The 14,292-nt window shown below is 58.3% G+C and carries 16 protein-coding genes; all 16 read left to right on the forward strand.

The genetic code is table 11. The annotated features are described in order from the left end of the window. The first annotated feature begins 9 nt into the window (after positions 1-9). Genes cobM through Q0K17_RS04385 form a run of 16 tightly spaced genes read left to right on the forward strand, consistent with a single transcriptional unit; the run spans position 10 to position 13,779 of the window. A complete protein-coding gene (gene cobM / locus Q0K17_RS04310) occupies positions 10-768 on the forward strand; it encodes a precorrin-4 C(11)-methyltransferase (protein ID WP_294540321.1) in 759 nt (252 codons plus the stop codon). Continuing rightward, on the forward strand, positions 765-1,769 hold the full coding sequence (locus tag Q0K17_RS04315) for a cobalt-precorrin 5A hydrolase (RefSeq protein WP_294540323.1): 1,005 nt from the start codon (positions 765-767) through the stop codon (positions 1,767-1,769). The genes cobM and Q0K17_RS04315 overlap by 4 nt, the downstream gene beginning before the upstream one ends. Further along, positions 1,762-2,493 (forward strand): precorrin-3B C(17)-methyltransferase, encoded by a 732-nt coding sequence (cobJ, locus tag Q0K17_RS04320; protein WP_294540325.1) that lies wholly within the window; start codon positions 1,762-1,764, stop codon positions 2,491-2,493. Before Q0K17_RS04315 ends, cobJ begins: the two co-directional genes overlap by 8 nt. After that, on the forward strand, positions 2,490-3,227 hold the full coding sequence (gene cobK / locus Q0K17_RS04325) for a precorrin-6A reductase (RefSeq protein ID WP_294540327.1): 738 nt from the start codon (positions 2,490-2,492) through the stop codon (positions 3,225-3,227). Before cobJ ends, cobK begins: the two co-directional genes overlap by 4 nt. Then, positions 3,224-4,420, forward strand: coding sequence for a precorrin-6y C5,15-methyltransferase (decarboxylating) subunit CbiE (cbiE, locus tag Q0K17_RS04330; RefSeq protein ID WP_294540329.1), 1,197 nt, complete (start codon positions 3,224-3,226; stop codon positions 4,418-4,420). The genes cobK and cbiE overlap by 4 nt, the downstream gene beginning before the upstream one ends. Then, positions 4,413-5,777, forward strand: a complete 1,365-nt coding sequence (locus Q0K17_RS04335; protein ID WP_294540330.1) for a cobyrinate a,c-diamide synthase — start codon at positions 4,413-4,415, stop codon at positions 5,775-5,777. The genes cbiE and Q0K17_RS04335 overlap by 8 nt, the downstream gene beginning before the upstream one ends. 26 nt (positions 5,778-5,803) lie before the next feature. Continuing rightward, entirely contained in the window at positions 5,804-6,856 is a 1,053-nt protein-coding gene (gene cobT, locus Q0K17_RS04340; RefSeq protein ID WP_294540332.1) for a nicotinate-nucleotide--dimethylbenzimidazole phosphoribosyltransferase, read from the forward strand. Next, complete coding sequence (locus tag Q0K17_RS04345; RefSeq protein WP_294540334.1) at positions 6,850-7,386, forward strand: bifunctional adenosylcobinamide kinase/adenosylcobinamide-phosphate guanylyltransferase; 537 nt, start codon at positions 6,850-6,852, stop codon at positions 7,384-7,386. The genes cobT and Q0K17_RS04345 overlap by 7 nt, the downstream gene beginning before the upstream one ends. Beyond that, positions 7,373-8,143 carry an adenosylcobinamide-GDP ribazoletransferase gene (locus Q0K17_RS04350; RefSeq protein WP_294540336.1) on the forward strand — a complete coding sequence of 257 codons (771 nt, stop codon included), beginning with the start codon at positions 7,373-7,375 and terminating at the stop codon, positions 8,141-8,143. The genes Q0K17_RS04345 and Q0K17_RS04350 overlap by 14 nt, the downstream gene beginning before the upstream one ends. Continuing rightward, positions 8,140-8,478 (forward strand): bifunctional adenosylcobinamide kinase/adenosylcobinamide-phosphate guanylyltransferase, encoded by a 339-nt coding sequence (locus Q0K17_RS04355; RefSeq protein WP_294540338.1) that lies wholly within the window; start codon positions 8,140-8,142, stop codon positions 8,476-8,478. The genes Q0K17_RS04350 and Q0K17_RS04355 overlap by 4 nt, the downstream gene beginning before the upstream one ends. Further along, on the forward strand, positions 8,475-9,074 hold the full coding sequence (locus tag Q0K17_RS04360; RefSeq protein ID WP_294540339.1) for a histidine phosphatase family protein: 600 nt from the start codon (positions 8,475-8,477) through the stop codon (positions 9,072-9,074). The genes Q0K17_RS04355 and Q0K17_RS04360 overlap by 4 nt, the downstream gene beginning before the upstream one ends. After that, positions 9,071-10,036, forward strand: coding sequence for an adenosylcobinamide-phosphate synthase CbiB (cbiB, locus tag Q0K17_RS04365; protein WP_294540341.1), 966 nt, complete (start codon positions 9,071-9,073; stop codon positions 10,034-10,036). The genes Q0K17_RS04360 and cbiB overlap by 4 nt, the downstream gene beginning before the upstream one ends. Then, positions 10,015-11,118 (forward strand): threonine-phosphate decarboxylase, encoded by a 1,104-nt coding sequence (locus tag Q0K17_RS04370; protein ID WP_294540343.1) that lies wholly within the window; start codon positions 10,015-10,017, stop codon positions 11,116-11,118. The genes cbiB and Q0K17_RS04370 overlap by 22 nt, the downstream gene beginning before the upstream one ends. Positions 11,119-11,133: 15 nt before the next feature. Next, entirely contained in the window at positions 11,134-12,600 is a 1,467-nt protein-coding gene (locus Q0K17_RS04375; RefSeq protein WP_294540345.1) for a cobyric acid synthase, read from the forward strand. Continuing rightward, the gene (locus tag Q0K17_RS04380; protein WP_294540347.1) at positions 12,593-13,105 is read left to right on the forward strand and encodes a cob(I)yrinic acid a,c-diamide adenosyltransferase; all 513 of its coding nucleotides are present in this window, start codon (positions 12,593-12,595) and stop codon (positions 13,103-13,105) included. The genes Q0K17_RS04375 and Q0K17_RS04380 overlap by 8 nt, the downstream gene beginning before the upstream one ends. Positions 13,106-13,107: 2 nt before the next feature. Next, positions 13,108-13,779: a precorrin-8X methylmutase gene (locus Q0K17_RS04385; protein ID WP_294540348.1), complete on the forward strand. Its 672-nt coding sequence runs from the start codon at positions 13,108-13,110 to the stop codon at positions 13,777-13,779. Positions 13,780-14,292: the final 513 nt, after the last annotated feature.

The raw sequence follows: 14,292 nt of genomic DNA on the forward strand, positions 1-14,292 counted from the left end.
GAGAATACGGTGATCCATTTTGTGGGAGCGGGACCGGGTGCACCGGATCTGATTACCTTGCGGGGGGCAGACCTTCTTGCCAAGGCGGACTGTGTGATCTATGCAGGCAGTCTGGTCAATCCGGCACTGTTGGGTCTGACCAAGCCGGACTGCGCCATTTATAACAGTGCGGAGCTGACTCTGGAGCAGGTACTGGATCTTATGAAGGCCCAGGAGGCACAGGACCACATGACCGTGCGCCTGCACACCGGAGATCCCTGCCTGTATGGGGCGGTCCGGGAACAGATGGATGCTCTGGATGCGGCCGGCCTTTCATACGAAAGCACCCCCGGTGTATCCAGCTTCTGCGGAGCTGCTGCGGCTCTGGATGCGGAGTATACATTGCCCGGTGTCAGTCAAAGCGTGATCATCACGCGGATGGCCGGCCGGACCCCGGTGCCGGAATCAGAAAATCTGGCAGCCCTGGCGGCCCATGGCGCCACCATGGTGATTTTTCTTTCTGCCGGAATGCTGCCTCAGGTGCAGGCAGCGTTGCTGGAAGGCGCATACACGCCGGATACCCCCGCGGCGCTGGTTTATAAGGCCACCTGGCCGGAAGAAAAAGTGGTGCGCTGCACAGTGGGAACCCTGGCCGACTGCGGCCGGCAAAACGGGATTTCCCGTACGGCGCTGGTCCTGGTGGGGGACTTCCTGGGAAATCGCTATGACCGCAGCCGACTGTATGATCCGTCCTTTACCACCGGATACAGAAAAGGGGCCGAATCATGAGTGTCGGACCGGTCGTCCTGCTGGCATTCACTGACCGGGGACAGTGTTTGGCCGAAACGCTGGCCGACGCTTTGCATGGCCAAGCTGCCCGCTGCGGCAGGCCGCTGTCTTTGTCCCAATGGACAGCGGAACATTTTTCCCGCGCAGGGGCACTGGTCTATGTGGGAGCAGTGGGCATTGCGGTGCGGGCCATTGCACCGTACGTGAAGAGCAAGGTCAGCGATCCGGCGGTCGTGGTGGTGGATGAGAGCGGCCGTTGGGCAATCCCCCTCCTTTCGGGGCATCTGGGCGGGGCCAATGATCTGGCCCGCCGTATAGCGGGTATCTGCGGAGCTGCCGCAGTCATTACCACCGCTACGGACATTCGGGGCGCTTTTGCTGTGGATGAATGGGCAAAAAGACAGAACTGCGTGGTCCTGCAGCCGCACAAGATCAAAGAAGTGTCGGCTGCCGTGCTGGCCGGCAGAACGGTAGGAGTAAACAGTGACTTTCCCGTTTCCGGGAAACCGCCCCGCTGCGTGCGTGTCGCGGATGACCAAACCTGTGACCTGCGGTTGAGTATTCGCAGACAGGACCGGGATGTGCTGCAATTGGTTCCCCGCATTGGGGTGCTGGGGATCGGCTGCCGCAAAGGGATCACACCGGAAGCACTGGAAACAGCCCTGGCGCAGATGCTGGCCCGGGCGGGCATCTGCGAACAGGCGATTGTGGCTGCGGCAAGCATTGATCTGAAAAAGGAGGAATCGGGCCTGCTTCGCTTCTGCGCGTCCCACGGCTGGCCCTTGCGGACCTATTCCGCAAAGGAGCTGGCAGCGGTGCAGGGAAGGTTCAGCACCAGCGCCTTCGTGCAGCAAGTCACAGGGGTGGACAACGTTTGTGAACGCTCTGCCGTTCTGGAATCCGGCGGGACGCTTTACAGCAAAAAAAATGCGGGCAATGGGGTCACGATGGCCCTGGCATTGCAGCCTTATGCCCCGGATTGGAGATGGCAGGATGAATAAGCTGTTTGTGGTGGGCCTTGGACCGGGAGAGGCCAGGTATCTGACCGAACAGGCCAGAGAAGCTCTGGAAAGGGCGGACTTGATTTGCGGGTACTCGGTATACATTGATCTGATCCGGCCTTTATATCCCCAAAAAGAATACTTCACGACCCCCATGAAACAGGAAATAGACCGCTGCCGGTATGCCCTGGATTCAGCGCAGCGGGGAATTACCACCGCCATGGTCTGCAGTGGGGATGCCGGTGTGTATGGGATGGCGTCTCCCATACTGGAACTGGCGGGGGATTACCCCGATGTGGAAATCGAAGTTGTGGCCGGTATTACAGCGGCACTGTCCGGGGCAGCCGTGCTGGGCGCTCCGCTGGGCCATGATTTCTGTGTGATCTCTCTGTCCGACCTGCTTACGCCCTGGCCGGTCATCGAGACGCGACTGGAATGTGCGGCAAAAGGCGATTTCGCACTTTGTCTGTACAATCCCGGCTCGAAAAAACGGGCGGATTATCTGCAGAAGGCGGTACAAATTCTTATGCGGGCCGGCAAAGCACCGGATACCTGTTGCGGATATGTACGCAATATCGGACGTGAAGGGCAGCAGACGCGGACCCTGACCCTGGCCGAACTGGAATCTGCCCCCATGGACATGTTCACCACGGTTTTTATCGGTTCCTCCACCACCCGGATCCTGGAAAATCAGCTGGTCACACCTCGGGGGTATCGCCAGTGAAAGTTGTCCTTTTTTCCGGCACCACCGAAGGCCGCCGCTTATCCCGTACCCTGGCAGCCATGGGAGCGGAAGTGACGGTATGCGTAGCCACTCCCTACGGCGCAGAAGAGCAGGGGCAGTGTGCCGGCGTAAGGGTGCATGTCGGACGTCTGGAACCGGCTGATATGGTGGCCTTGCTGCGGCAGGCCGATTTGTGCATCGATGCGACCCATCCTTATGCGGAGGTGGCCACCGGAAACATCCGGCAGGCAGCCGCCGCGGCGGGCGTCGTCTGCAAACGGCTGCTGCGGCAGCCCAGTCCGCTGCCCCGGGACAGTCTGGCTGCACAGGATGCCGCCGGTGCCGCCGCACTTTTGCAAAAGACAACGGGCAATATTTTGCTGACCACCGGTGCCAAGGAATTGTCTGCCTTTTCCGGGCTGGATCCGCAAAGACTGTATCCGCGTGTGCTGCCGCTGACCGAAAGCCTGCAAGCCTGTGAGGCAGCAGGCATCCCGCACCGTAATATTATCGCCATGCAGGGGCCTTTTACCACCGAGATGAACATTGCACTGCTGCGCCAGTTTTCTGTTCGGTATCTGGTCACCAAGGACGGCGGCTCCCAAGGGGGATTTGCCCAAAAAGCAGAAGCCGCACAGGAGACGGGTGCAACGCTGGTGGTGATCCGTCGGCCGGCGGATTCCGGTGAAACCGAAGAACAAATTCTCGCCTTTTGCAAAGGACTGATTTCATGAGCATTACACTGTTGGGAATAGGGAGCGGTGACGCCAGAACACTGACGCTGGAAGCGGAGCAGGCCCTTTTGCGTGCCGGCTGTATCATTGGCGCCAAGCGCCTTCTGATGCAGCTGCCGGATGGCTGTACGGACAACCGGGTCGCTGCCACCAAGCCTGAAGCCATCCTTCAGGTGCTGGAGGAAAACCGGAATCTGGATTGTGTGGTGGCATACAGCGGGGACAGCGGATTCTATTCCGGCTGCCGCAGTTTGCTGCCGTTGCTGCGCGGTACACAGGCGACGGTGCTGCCGGGACTTTCCAGCGTACAGCTGCTGGCTGCAGCTCTGGGGCGGCCCTGGCAGGATTGGGTCCTGATCAGTGCACATGGCGTGGATTGTGATGCCGTATCTGCAGTCATGCAGGGGCATCCGGCGTTTTTCCTTACTGGGGGGACGCTGGGCCCTGCGGCACTTTGCGCCCAACTGACGGAGGCCGGATTAGGCAATTTGTCTGTGACGGTCGGGGAAGATCTGGGTACATCCGCTGAAAAAATTACAGTGACCACTGCGGCGGAAGGTGCCGGAAGCCAGTTTTCGGCTTTGTCGGTGCTGCTGGCGGAGGCGGCACCTGTGGGACCCCGGCGTGGGCCCGGGTGGCCGGATGAATGGTTTGTCCGGGGACAGGTCCCCATGACAAAACGGATGGTCCGGGCTGCTGTTCTGGCCTGTTTGGCACCGGCTTCTGATGCCATTGTTTGGGATGTAGGGGCCGGAACCGGCAGCGTCAGTGTGGAACTGGCGGCAATGGCAAACAGGGGCAAAGTGTTTGCGGTGGAGTGCAGGGAGGATGCCTGTGACCTGATCGAGGCCAACCGCCGCAAATTTGCGGCCTGGAACCTGCGGGTGGTGTGCGGCAGGGCGCCGGAGGCATTGCAGGACCTTCCCAGGCCGGACGCGGTGTTCATCGGCGGGACACGCGGCAGTATGGCGGAAATCGTCCGGACGGCGCTTTCCAAAAATCCTGCTGTGCGCCTTTGCATCACGGCCATCGCTCTGGAAAGCCTTTCTTCCGCCATGGAGGTGCTGCAGTCCTGCGGCATCAAACCGGACATAACCCAGGTGGCGGTCAGTCAGACAAAAGCAGCCGGACATGTACACATGCTCACGGCGCAAAATCCGATTTTTATAATTACGGGGAACTGCGATGATTGAATGTATGGTGACCGCCCCGGCATCGGGCAGCGGCAAAACGGTGGTGACCTGCGCCTTGCTGGCGGCGCTCAAACGGCGCAGACATGATCCATGCGCTTTCAAATGTGGACCGGATTATATTGACCCTATGTTCCACCGCGCCATTTTGGGGGTGGAAAGCCATAATCTGGACCTTTACCTGTCCTCCGAAGCCACGGTGAGGAGCCTATATTCCGACGCCTGTGCCGGACATGGTGCCGCGGTCTGTGAGGGGGTCATGGGATTCTACGACGGGGTGGGAGGGACCACCAGCCGTGCTTCGGCATGGCATCTGGCACACACACTGGGAATGCGGGTCCTGCTGGTGCTGCGCCCCAAAGGGACCAGTCTGACACTGGCTGCTGAGATCCGCGGTCTGGCAGAGTTTGTTGCCCAAAGTCATGTGGCGGGAATCTTCCTCAATGACTGCAGCGAAGGATTGTATCACACACTGGCTCCGGTGCTGGAAGAAAAGACGGGACTGCCGGTCATCGGATATCTTCCTTCCATGCCGGAAGCTCAGTTTGAAAGCCGCCATCTGGGCCTTTATACAGCCATGGAGATTGTGGATCTGCGGGCCCGCATCAACGCTGTGGCCGCAGTGGTTCTGCAGACGGTGGACTGGAACCGGTTTGAAACTCTTTTTGCCGTCCCGGACCGCACCGCCGTGCGCCGGCCCTATCCCCAGCCTGTGGCCAGGGTGGCCATTGCCCGGGACGAAGCCTTTTGCTTCACCTACGCCGAAACGGTGGAGGCCTTCTGCCGTGCGGGGCTGGAACCGGTATTTTTCAGCCCGCTCCATGATGCGGCGCTCCCGCCGGATGTGGGGGGACTGTACCTGCCGGGAGGGTACCCGGAACTCCACGCCGAAATGCTTTCCCGCAATGAAAAGATGAGACAAGCCGTATATGACGCTGTGCAGGGGGGCTTGCCCACGGTGGCGGAGTGCGGCGGCTTTTTGTATCTGGAACAGTCCCTGCAGGATCAGGACGGCCAGACCTTCCCCATGGTGGGCATTTTACCGGGACACGGTCTGCGCACCGACAAGCTTGTCCGGTTTGGCTATGCCGAACTGACTGCACGGCAGGGAGGCCTGCTTTTCCGTCAGGGGGAAAGCACCCCCGTGCATGAATTCCACTATTGGGACAGCACGGAAAACGGGGAAGCCTTTGAGGCAGTAAAGCCTGTGTCCGGCCGCAAGTGGCTTTGCGGCTTTACTACGCCCACCCTGTATGCGGCGTTTTCTCATCTGTATTTTGCCGGAAATGCCCAGATGACCCGACGGTTTGCCGCAGCCATTCGCAGCCGTACCGGCCAGGAAGGAAAGTCGGAAGAATGAGCAAAAAAGAACAAGTCCTGCGCGAAATGATGGGATCGATCACGCCGGCAGACGAAAACGCGCGCTGCGCGGCTCATGAGCGCTGGGCTTCCTGCGCAAAGCCTTTGGGTGGTCTGGGACTGTTGGAAACCATGATCGAAGATATGGCAGCACTGACGGGCACAGCGGATGTACACCTGGAAAAGCGGACGCTCCTGGTACTTTGTGCCGACAACGGTGTGGTGGCTGAAGGAGTCAGCCAGACAGGCAGTGAGGTCACTGCCGTGGTGGCGCGTCAGCTGGGGGCCGGACAGAGCACTGCCTGCCGCATGGCAGCGATTGCTGACTGCAAAGTGGTTGCGGTGGATATGGGAATTCTGAATCCTCCGCCGCTGCCCGGGGTGCTGAATGCGCGCGTGGCCAACGGAACGGGAAATATTGCCCAGGGACCGGCCATGACCCGGGAACAGGCCGCCGAGGCTGTATGGAACGGGATGGAACTGGTCCGTCTCCAGAAAAAGGCAGGCGTACAGATGCTGGCGGCCGGGGAGATGGGAATCGGCAACACCACCACAGCCACTGCGGTGACCTGTGCTTTGCTGGGACTGGACCCGGCGGATGTGACCGGAAGGGGCGCAGGCCTGTCCGATGCCGGTCTGCAACGAAAAATACAGGCTATCCGGCAGGCGCTGGCCGTCAATGCACCTGATGCCGCCGACCCGTTGGATGTTTTGTGCAAAGTGGGTGGACTGGATATTGCCGGACTGTGCGGCCTGTTTTTGGGCGGGGCGCTGTACGGGGTTCCGGTTCTCATGGATGGCGTTATTACGGCCGCCGCCGCGTTGTGTGCGGCCAAACTTTGTCCTGCATCGGACAAGGCCATTTTTGCCAGTCACTGTTCTGCCGAACCCTGCGGCAAACGATTGCTGGATGCGCTGCACAAAAAGCCGCTGATCACGGCAGGCCTGCATCTGGGGGAGGGAACCGGTGCCCTGGCAGCCATCCCACTGCTGGATATGGCGCTGGCGGTTTACGGGGGCTCCACTTTTGCCGATTACGGAATGCAGGCCTATACGCCTCAGGGAGGCTCCTCATGCTGACCTTTGTGGTGGGCGGGGCAGGCAGCGGCAAGAGTGCGTACGCCGAGAAATTGCTGGCAGCTTGTCCGGCACCCCGGTATTATCTGGCAACGATGCAGATCTGGGATGAGGAATGCCGCCGTCGGGTGGAACGGCATAAGGCCATGCGGGCGGGACGTGGATTCCATACCCTGGAATGTCCGCTGAATCTTGTCGGGCTGGACCTGCCGGCCACCGGCTCTGTTCTGCTGGAAGACCTTACCAATCTGGTTGCCAACGAACGATATGCGCCGGATGGTGCCGGTCCTGGTACGCTGGAAGCCGTGTGGGCAGGCCTTGAGAAATTGTACGGGCAGAGCACCCATCTGATCGTGGTGGGAAATGAACTGTTCTGCGGCGGTGCCGACTACAGCAAAGAGACGGTGGAGTATCTCCGTCTTTTGGCAAAACTGCATCGCCGGCTGGCGGCCCGGGCCGATCATGTCTGTGAAGTTGTGTCCGGTTGTCCCTGGTATTATAAGGGAAAGGAACCTTTCTATGGTCCAGTTTGAAACGATTGCTGTGGCCTTTGGCATGTTCAGCGCACTGCCATTGCCCCAGCCATCCTGGAACGAAAAAAATATGCGGTATGCCATGTGTGCGTTCCCCCTGGTGGGGGTGGTCTGCGGCGGCGTGTGGGCTGCCTGGGCATGGGGCTGTGCGTATCTGGGCCTGCCGGTGCTTCTGCGGGCAGCAGGACTGTGTCTGGCTCCGGTCCTGGTTACGGGCGGAATCCATCTGGACGGCTATGCCGACACCTGTGATGCACTGGCCAGCTGTGCCGAACCGTCCCGCAAACAGGCGATCCTGTCGGATCCGCATTGCGGTGCTTTTGCGGTCATACGGCTGTGCAGTTATTTTGTTGCTACGCTGGGCCTGTGTGCAGCCATCACCCCCACGCCTGCGGCCGCATTCTGCATGGGAGTATGCTTTACTCTGGAGCGAGCCCTGTCCGGTCTGGCCGTGACCAGTTTCCCGCTGGCCAAAAATACGGGCCTTGCCCATACCTTTGCCACAACGGCCGACCGAAACCGCGTGCGGCTGGTGCTGACGGTTCTGTGCATCATTCTGTGTGCGGTGCTGCTGGCGGCAGGAGGCGGACTGGCGGCTGCGGCTGCCCTGCTGGTCTTTTGGCAGTATTACCATACCGCAAAAAAACGGTTTGGCGGCCTCAGCGGGGATCTGGCCGGCTGGTTTGTGCAGCGGGCGGAGTTCTGGATGCTGGCTGCCCTGACGGCCGGACAGTGGCTTTGGGGGTGGACGATATGATCTTGATAACCGGACCGCTGTTTGCCGGCAAGACGGATTTTGCCCGTACACTCTGGCCGGACCCGGAGACATTTCCGGATAAGGTGTGCATCGATGCCCAGAATCTGGCACAGAACTGCCGGGACCTGTCGGCTCTGGCGGAGCGCCTGTCCCGACAATATTCCATCATCACCGTCACGGAAGTGGGGGGCGGGGTGGTGCCCACCGATCCTGTCCAGCGTGCTGCACGGGAAAACGCAGGGCGGCTGAGCTGTATGCTGGCATCTCGCGCCGATACGGTCGTGCGGGTTTTCTGTGGATTGCCGCTTGTGCTGAAAGGAGAACTTCCTGAATGAATATTTATCTTTTGCGGCATGGCCTGACCATCTATAACGCCCAGAAGCGCTACCAGGGACAGCGGGATATTCCGCTGTCTGCGGAAGGCCTTGCCATGCTGCGCAAAGCTGATTTTGACACCGACCTGGTTTACGTCAGTCCGCTGACCCGTGCCCGTCAGACGGCGTCGGTGCTGTTTCCAACTGCAAAGCAGGTTCAGGTAAAGGACCTGCAGGAAATGTGCTTCGGCAGCTTTGAAGGCCGCAACTACAAGGAAATGGAGCACGATCCCGATTATCTGGCCTGGGTCCAGGCTAACTGCGAAACGACCTGTCCGGACGGCGAACGCAAAACCGATTTCTGCAACCGGACCTGTGCGGCTTTTTCCAAGCTGGTGGATGAGTGCATTGCCCAGGGACGGCAAGTCATGGTCATTGTGGCGCACGGCGGGACCCAGATGTCTGTTATGGAGCGGTATGCTGTGCCGCATAAAGACTATTATCAGTGGTGTGCACCCAATGCAGGCGGATACCTGCTGGACGCCTGTGATTGGCAGCAGAAACACATTCTGCATGTGATCAAGACGGTGCAATACACGAAAGAGGAGACCGTATGATTCTGTGCGCCGCGATTCTGTGCGGATTTTTGCTGGACCTGATTCTGGCGGACCCTGTCTGGATGCCGCATCCGGTGGTATTCATGGGAAAGGCCATCACCTTTCTGGAACCTCGTCTTCGCCGCTTGTTTGGCGATACGCCCCGTGGTCAGCTGGCAGCCGGCGCGGTGCTGGCCGCCATTCTTCCCTTGGGAACGCTGCTCCTGACCGGCACCATCTGTTTCTGGGCAGCAGCCCTGCATCCGGCGGCCGGCTTTGCCGTACAGACCTTCTGGTGCTGGCAGGCACTGGCGGTCCGGGGCCTTGCCAAAGAAAGCCGTCATGTATTTTTCAGTCTTACCCGGGAGACATTGCCCCGGGCCAGACAGGCCGTGGCGCGCATCGTGGGGCGGGATACACAGAATCTGACGGCAGAAGGCGTGACCAAAGCGGCGGTGGAAACGGTGGCAGAAAATTTCTCGGATGGAGTTATGGCACCTTTGCTGTATATGTTCATTGGCGGGGCACCTCTGGCTCTGTGCTATAAGGCTGTCAACACCATGGACAGTATGGTGGGCTACAAGAATGAACGCTATCTTTATTTCGGCAGAGCTGCGGCACATCTGGATGATATCGCCGGATACCTGCCTGCCCGGATGGCGGCCTTGTTCTGGATCGCCGCAGCGGCACTGACCGGGCATAGTGCGCAGGGCGCCTGGAAAATCTGGCGGCGGGACAGACGCTGCCATGCCAGCCCCAACAGTGCACAGACCGAATCCGCTTGTGCCGGCGCGTTGGGCGTACAGCTGGCTGGTCCGGCCTTCTATTTTGGAAAGCTGTATGAAAAGCCCACCATCGGGGACCCGCTGCGGCCGATCGAGCCGCAGGACATCCTGCGCGCCAACCGTATGCTGTATACGGCTAGCGTGCTGGCCCTGGCAGTGGGGGAGACGGTGCGTGCGTGCATCTGGCTTTTGTCATGAAAACAAGAACGGAAAAAGGAGCCTTTATGCCAACATTGATACATGGGGGAGATTGGGCCGGATTTGCGGCCGAATACGGCAGACTTCCCTTGGATTTTTCCGCCAATATCAGCCCGCTGGGTCTGCCGGAAGGAGTACGTGATGCCATTGCATCTGCGGCAGCCCAACAGGACCGTTATCCCGACCCTTTATGTCGCTCTTTGTGCGCTGCGATTGCCGAAAGCCGGGGCTTGCCTGAAAATTGGGTCCTTTGCGGAAATGGGGCGGCGAATCTGATCTGGCGGTTGGCTATAGCTGAAAAACCGCGCCATGCTCTGCTGGTGGCACCTACCTTTGCGGAATATGCTTCCGCACTGCAGAGTATCGGGTGCGAGGTTCAGGAATACGTTCTGGATGCCAGGGATGACTTTGCCATCGGCAGGGATTTCCTGGATCTGATAACGCCGGAAACCGATATCGTCCTGTTGTGCGAGCCCAACAATCCCACCGGACGCACTACGGATAGGACACTGCTGCAAGATGTTCTGGAAAGCTGCCGAAAAAACAATACCTTGCTGGTGGTGGATGAATGCTTTAATGAGTTTTTGGATGATCCGTCTGCACATACGCTGGAAAGCTGCCTGTCTCAAAATCCGCAGCTGCTGATTCTCAAGGCCTTTACCAAGTGGTACGCCATGGCAGGAGTACGCCTGGGATATCTTCTGGGAAGCAGTCCGGATCGGCTGGAACGGCTGCGCAGAGCGGGACAGCCGTGGGCCGTGTCCGGATTGGCACAGGCAGCGGGCATAGCTGCATTGAAGGAAAAGGAATACAGCCGTGCCCTTCATGCGCTGATTGCAGCGCAGCGCCCTCTGATGGCCGCCGGACTGACTTCACTGGGATGCCGGGTAGTTCCGGGAGAAGCCAATTATCTGTTATTCTACCATCCGGCCCGCGACCTGGTCGGAGCATTGCGCCGTAAAGGTGTTCTGATTCGGGATTGCTCCAACTACACCGGCCTGGAACAGGGCTGGTACCGTTGTGCTGTGCGAAGCCCAGCTGAAAATCAAACTTTTTTGCGGGTCATGCAGGAGGTGCTTTGAGTGAGCAGATGTATTATGGTACAGGGGACCATGTCCGGTGCGGGCAAAAGTCTGCTTGTCACCGCTCTGTGCCGAATCTTTCGCCAGGATGGGCTGAAAGTGGCGCCCTTCAAAAGCCAGAATATGGCGCTTAACAGCTATATAACCCGGGATGGATTGGAAATGGGACGGGCTCAGGTGGCGCAGGCAGAGGCCGCTGGTCGGGAACCGGACGTGCGCATGAACCCGATTCTGCTCAAGCCTTCCAGTGATACCGGCAGTCAGCTGATTGTCAATGGCCGGGTGCGGGGACAGTATGCGGCACGGGATTACTTTGCCATGAAAAAGACCCTGGTCCCCGACATTGAACGTGCTTACCGGAGCTTGATGGAAGAAAATGATGTGATCGTCATTGAGGGCGCGGGCAGTCCGGCAGAAATCAACCTGAAAGCCGATGATATTGTCAATATGGGGCTGGCAAAATTGGTGGACGCACCGGTTCTGCTGGTTGGTGATATTGATCGCGGCGGCGTGTTTGCCCAGTTGTACGGGACGGTCTCTCTCCTGGAAGAGGAGGAACGTGCCCGCATTGTTGGGATGGTCATCAATAAATTCCGTGGTGATGTGAGTTTGCTTGAACCTGGCCTGCAGATGCTGCGCGAAAAAACGGGCGTACCGGTGCTGGGGGTTGTGCCGTACGGACAGTGGGACATTGATGATGAGGACAGTCTGGCGCCCAGGCTGAACCAGACCCGGGCGGAGCGCCCTGTGGATATTGCGGTGATCCGGCTGCCGCGCATCTCCAATTTTACAGATTTTGCACCCCTGGAAAGTCATCCTGCCCTGGGGGTTCGTTATGTAGCAAGCAGCCAGCAGCTGGGAAGTCCGGATCTTGTGATTCTCCCCGGAACCAAAAGCACCATGCAGGATCTTCTCTGGCTGCGGAGCTGCGGTCTGGAGGCCGCTATCCAGAAACTGGCGGCAAACGGCATACCGGTTCTTGGAATCTGCGGCGGGTATCAGATGCTGGGCGTTTCGATCAGCGATCCGGACGGCGTAGAGGAGAAAGGAACGCTGTCCGGCCTTGGTCTTTTGCCTTGCCATACGGTATTTGCACCGCACAAGACCCGTACCCGTATGCAGGCGGATGTTTTGGCCGCACCCTTTGCCGGAGCCAGGGCGGATGGATATGAAATCCATATGGGATGTACCAGCCGTACAGGCGGAGCCCCGTTCAGCAGACTGCATACAGGCGCGGAGGATGGTGCGGTACAGGGACTGGTATTCGGAACGTATCTCCATGGTTTGTTTGATACGGCAGATATGACTGACCATCTGGCAAAGTGGCTGCTGCAGCGGAAGGGGCTGCCGGTAACCTGGGCCCCTAGTATGGATCGAACCGCCTATAAAGAGGAACAATATGATCAATTGGCAGCCAGTGTACGTGCGGCGCTGGACATGCCGGCAATCTATCGTGCAATGGAGGAATACAGCCATGAATAAGGGACTGGTACATCTGTACTGGGGCGAAGGAAAAGGAAAGACCACAGCCGCCTTTGGGCTGGCATTGCGTATGTTGGGCAGTGGGGGCAGCGTTACTGTGGTACAGTTTCTTAAAGATGGCCAAAGCAGTGAATTGGAACCGCTGCGCCGTTTGGGGGCCAAAATATATTCGGGACAGCCGGGAACAGGATTCTTTTCTCAGATGAGTCCGGAAGAACGGCAGCGGGTGCGTGCACGCCACGATGAACTGCTGCGGCAGGCGGTGTCGGAAGCCTGCGATTTGCTGATTCTGGATGAAGCCTGTGCTGCCTGTCGTTTGAAAATGGTAGATGAACAATTGCTGTGGCATTCCGTTTTGGACCGTCCGGTGGGGCAGGAAATCGTGCTGACCGGACGGGACCCAGCCGACTGGATGCAGGAAGCGGCAGACTATTCCACCGAGATGTGCTGCCATAAGCATCCCTATCAGCAAGGCATTATTGCCAGAAGGGGAGTAGAGTATTGAGTATGGTACCTGAGCACCATCTGCCTGCTGACATTGAGCGGACCAGTATGGCTATTATTGAGTCGGAACTCAAGGCACAAAACATCACACTTTTGCCGCATACAGAAGCAGTCGTCAAACGTGTCATTCATACCACGGCTGATTTTGACTATGCCCATACCTTGCAATTCACGCCGGATGCGGTGTCCCTCGGCGTGGCAGCACTGCGCCGGGGCGTTCCGGTCGTGACGGATACCAATATGGCAAAAGCCGGTATCAGCAAACCGAGCCTTGCCAAATTGGGATTACAGGTATATTGCTTTATGGCGGATGAAAAGGTGGCTGAACAGGCCAGAGAAGAGGGAACTACGCGGGCTGTGGCGGCCATGCGCCATGCAGCTACGGTTCTGCCGGGGGCACTGCTGGCGGTGGGAAATGCACCTACCGCTTTGCTGGAAATTGCCGATCTTATTGAAAAAGGATTTCGTCCGGCCTTGGTAGTGGGCGTACCGGTGGGATTTGTAAACGTGGTGGAGAGCAAACAGCGGCTGATGCAGGTATGCAAAGCCGCTGGGGTCCCGGCCATTATCGCAATGGGACGAAAAGGCGGAAGCAACGTGGCAGCGGCTATCTGCAACGCGCTTCTGTACACTGCGTTGGATACACTTGATCCTGAACGTCGGGGATGGAAGTGAATAGTCTGTTTTGCTTTTCACTTTCTCCTCGTTACCGCTGTTGCGCTCCAAACTATGAGGGCGAAACAATGGATCATGAGGAAGAAGAGTGCGGTATTGCGTAAGTCCTTTGACCTAAGAGGAAAGCGGGTTGGAAAGGATTTATGGACATGGAAATTGAAACAAGACGATCAAGGATCATTGCTCTTACACTTCTTGCGCGGTTCTGGTCAGAACCACGCAAAGAGTGCCAGAACGGGCTAACATACTGGCTACGCTTCTGACCTCAGGAGTTCCTGAAAACTGAGCCTGTAAAATTGGACACCCAAAAGCAGAAGAACAAAAATAACACCGCAAGCTACGGAGCAGCAGCTTGCGGTGTTATTTTTTGGCACCCCCGGCGAGAATCGAACTCACAACTAACCCTTAGGAGTACGGCGTACCATTTCGTAAATTGTTCATATCATATCTTCCCATATTGTTTCTTCGCAAATTGTGCTGCCTGGAGGCAGGTCAATTTGCACAAATTCCCCT

The organism is uncultured Gemmiger sp., assembly GCA_944388105.1.
GTDB lineage: Bacteria > Bacillota > Clostridia > Oscillospirales > Ruminococcaceae > Gemmiger.

Bases quoted from the DNA above. Each gene is read 5' to 3' on its own strand.
- Q0K17_RS04315 (WP_294540323.1), top strand. From the start codon at position 765: ATGAGTGTCGGACCGGTCGTCCTGCTGGCATTCACTGACCGGGGACAG.
- cobJ (WP_294540325.1), top strand. From the start codon at position 1,762: ATGAATAAGCTGTTTGTGGTGGGCCTTGGACCGGGAGAGGCCAGGTAT.
- cbiE (WP_294540329.1), top strand. From the start codon at position 3,224: ATGAGCATTACACTGTTGGGAATAGGGAGCGGTGACGCCAGAACACTG.
- Q0K17_RS04335 (WP_294540330.1), top strand. From the start codon at position 4,413: ATGATTGAATGTATGGTGACCGCCCCGGCATCGGGCAGCGGCAAAACG.
- cobT (WP_294540332.1), top strand. From the start codon at position 5,804: ATGATGGGATCGATCACGCCGGCAGACGAAAACGCGCGCTGCGCGGCT.
- Q0K17_RS04345 (WP_294540334.1), top strand. From the start codon at position 6,850: ATGCTGACCTTTGTGGTGGGCGGGGCAGGCAGCGGCAAGAGTGCGTAC.
- Q0K17_RS04350 (WP_294540336.1), top strand. From the start codon at position 7,373: ATGGTCCAGTTTGAAACGATTGCTGTGGCCTTTGGCATGTTCAGCGCA.
- Q0K17_RS04355 (WP_294540338.1), top strand. From the start codon at position 8,140: ATGATCTTGATAACCGGACCGCTGTTTGCCGGCAAGACGGATTTTGCC.
- Q0K17_RS04360 (WP_294540339.1), top strand. From the start codon at position 8,475: ATGAATATTTATCTTTTGCGGCATGGCCTGACCATCTATAACGCCCAG.
- cbiB (WP_294540341.1), top strand. From the start codon at position 9,071: ATGATTCTGTGCGCCGCGATTCTGTGCGGATTTTTGCTGGACCTGATT.
- Q0K17_RS04375 (WP_294540345.1), top strand. From the start codon at position 11,134: ATGGTACAGGGGACCATGTCCGGTGCGGGCAAAAGTCTGCTTGTCACC.
- Q0K17_RS04380 (WP_294540347.1), top strand. From the start codon at position 12,593: ATGAATAAGGGACTGGTACATCTGTACTGGGGCGAAGGAAAAGGAAAG.
- Q0K17_RS04385 (WP_294540348.1), top strand. From the start codon at position 13,108: ATGGTACCTGAGCACCATCTGCCTGCTGACATTGAGCGGACCAGTATG.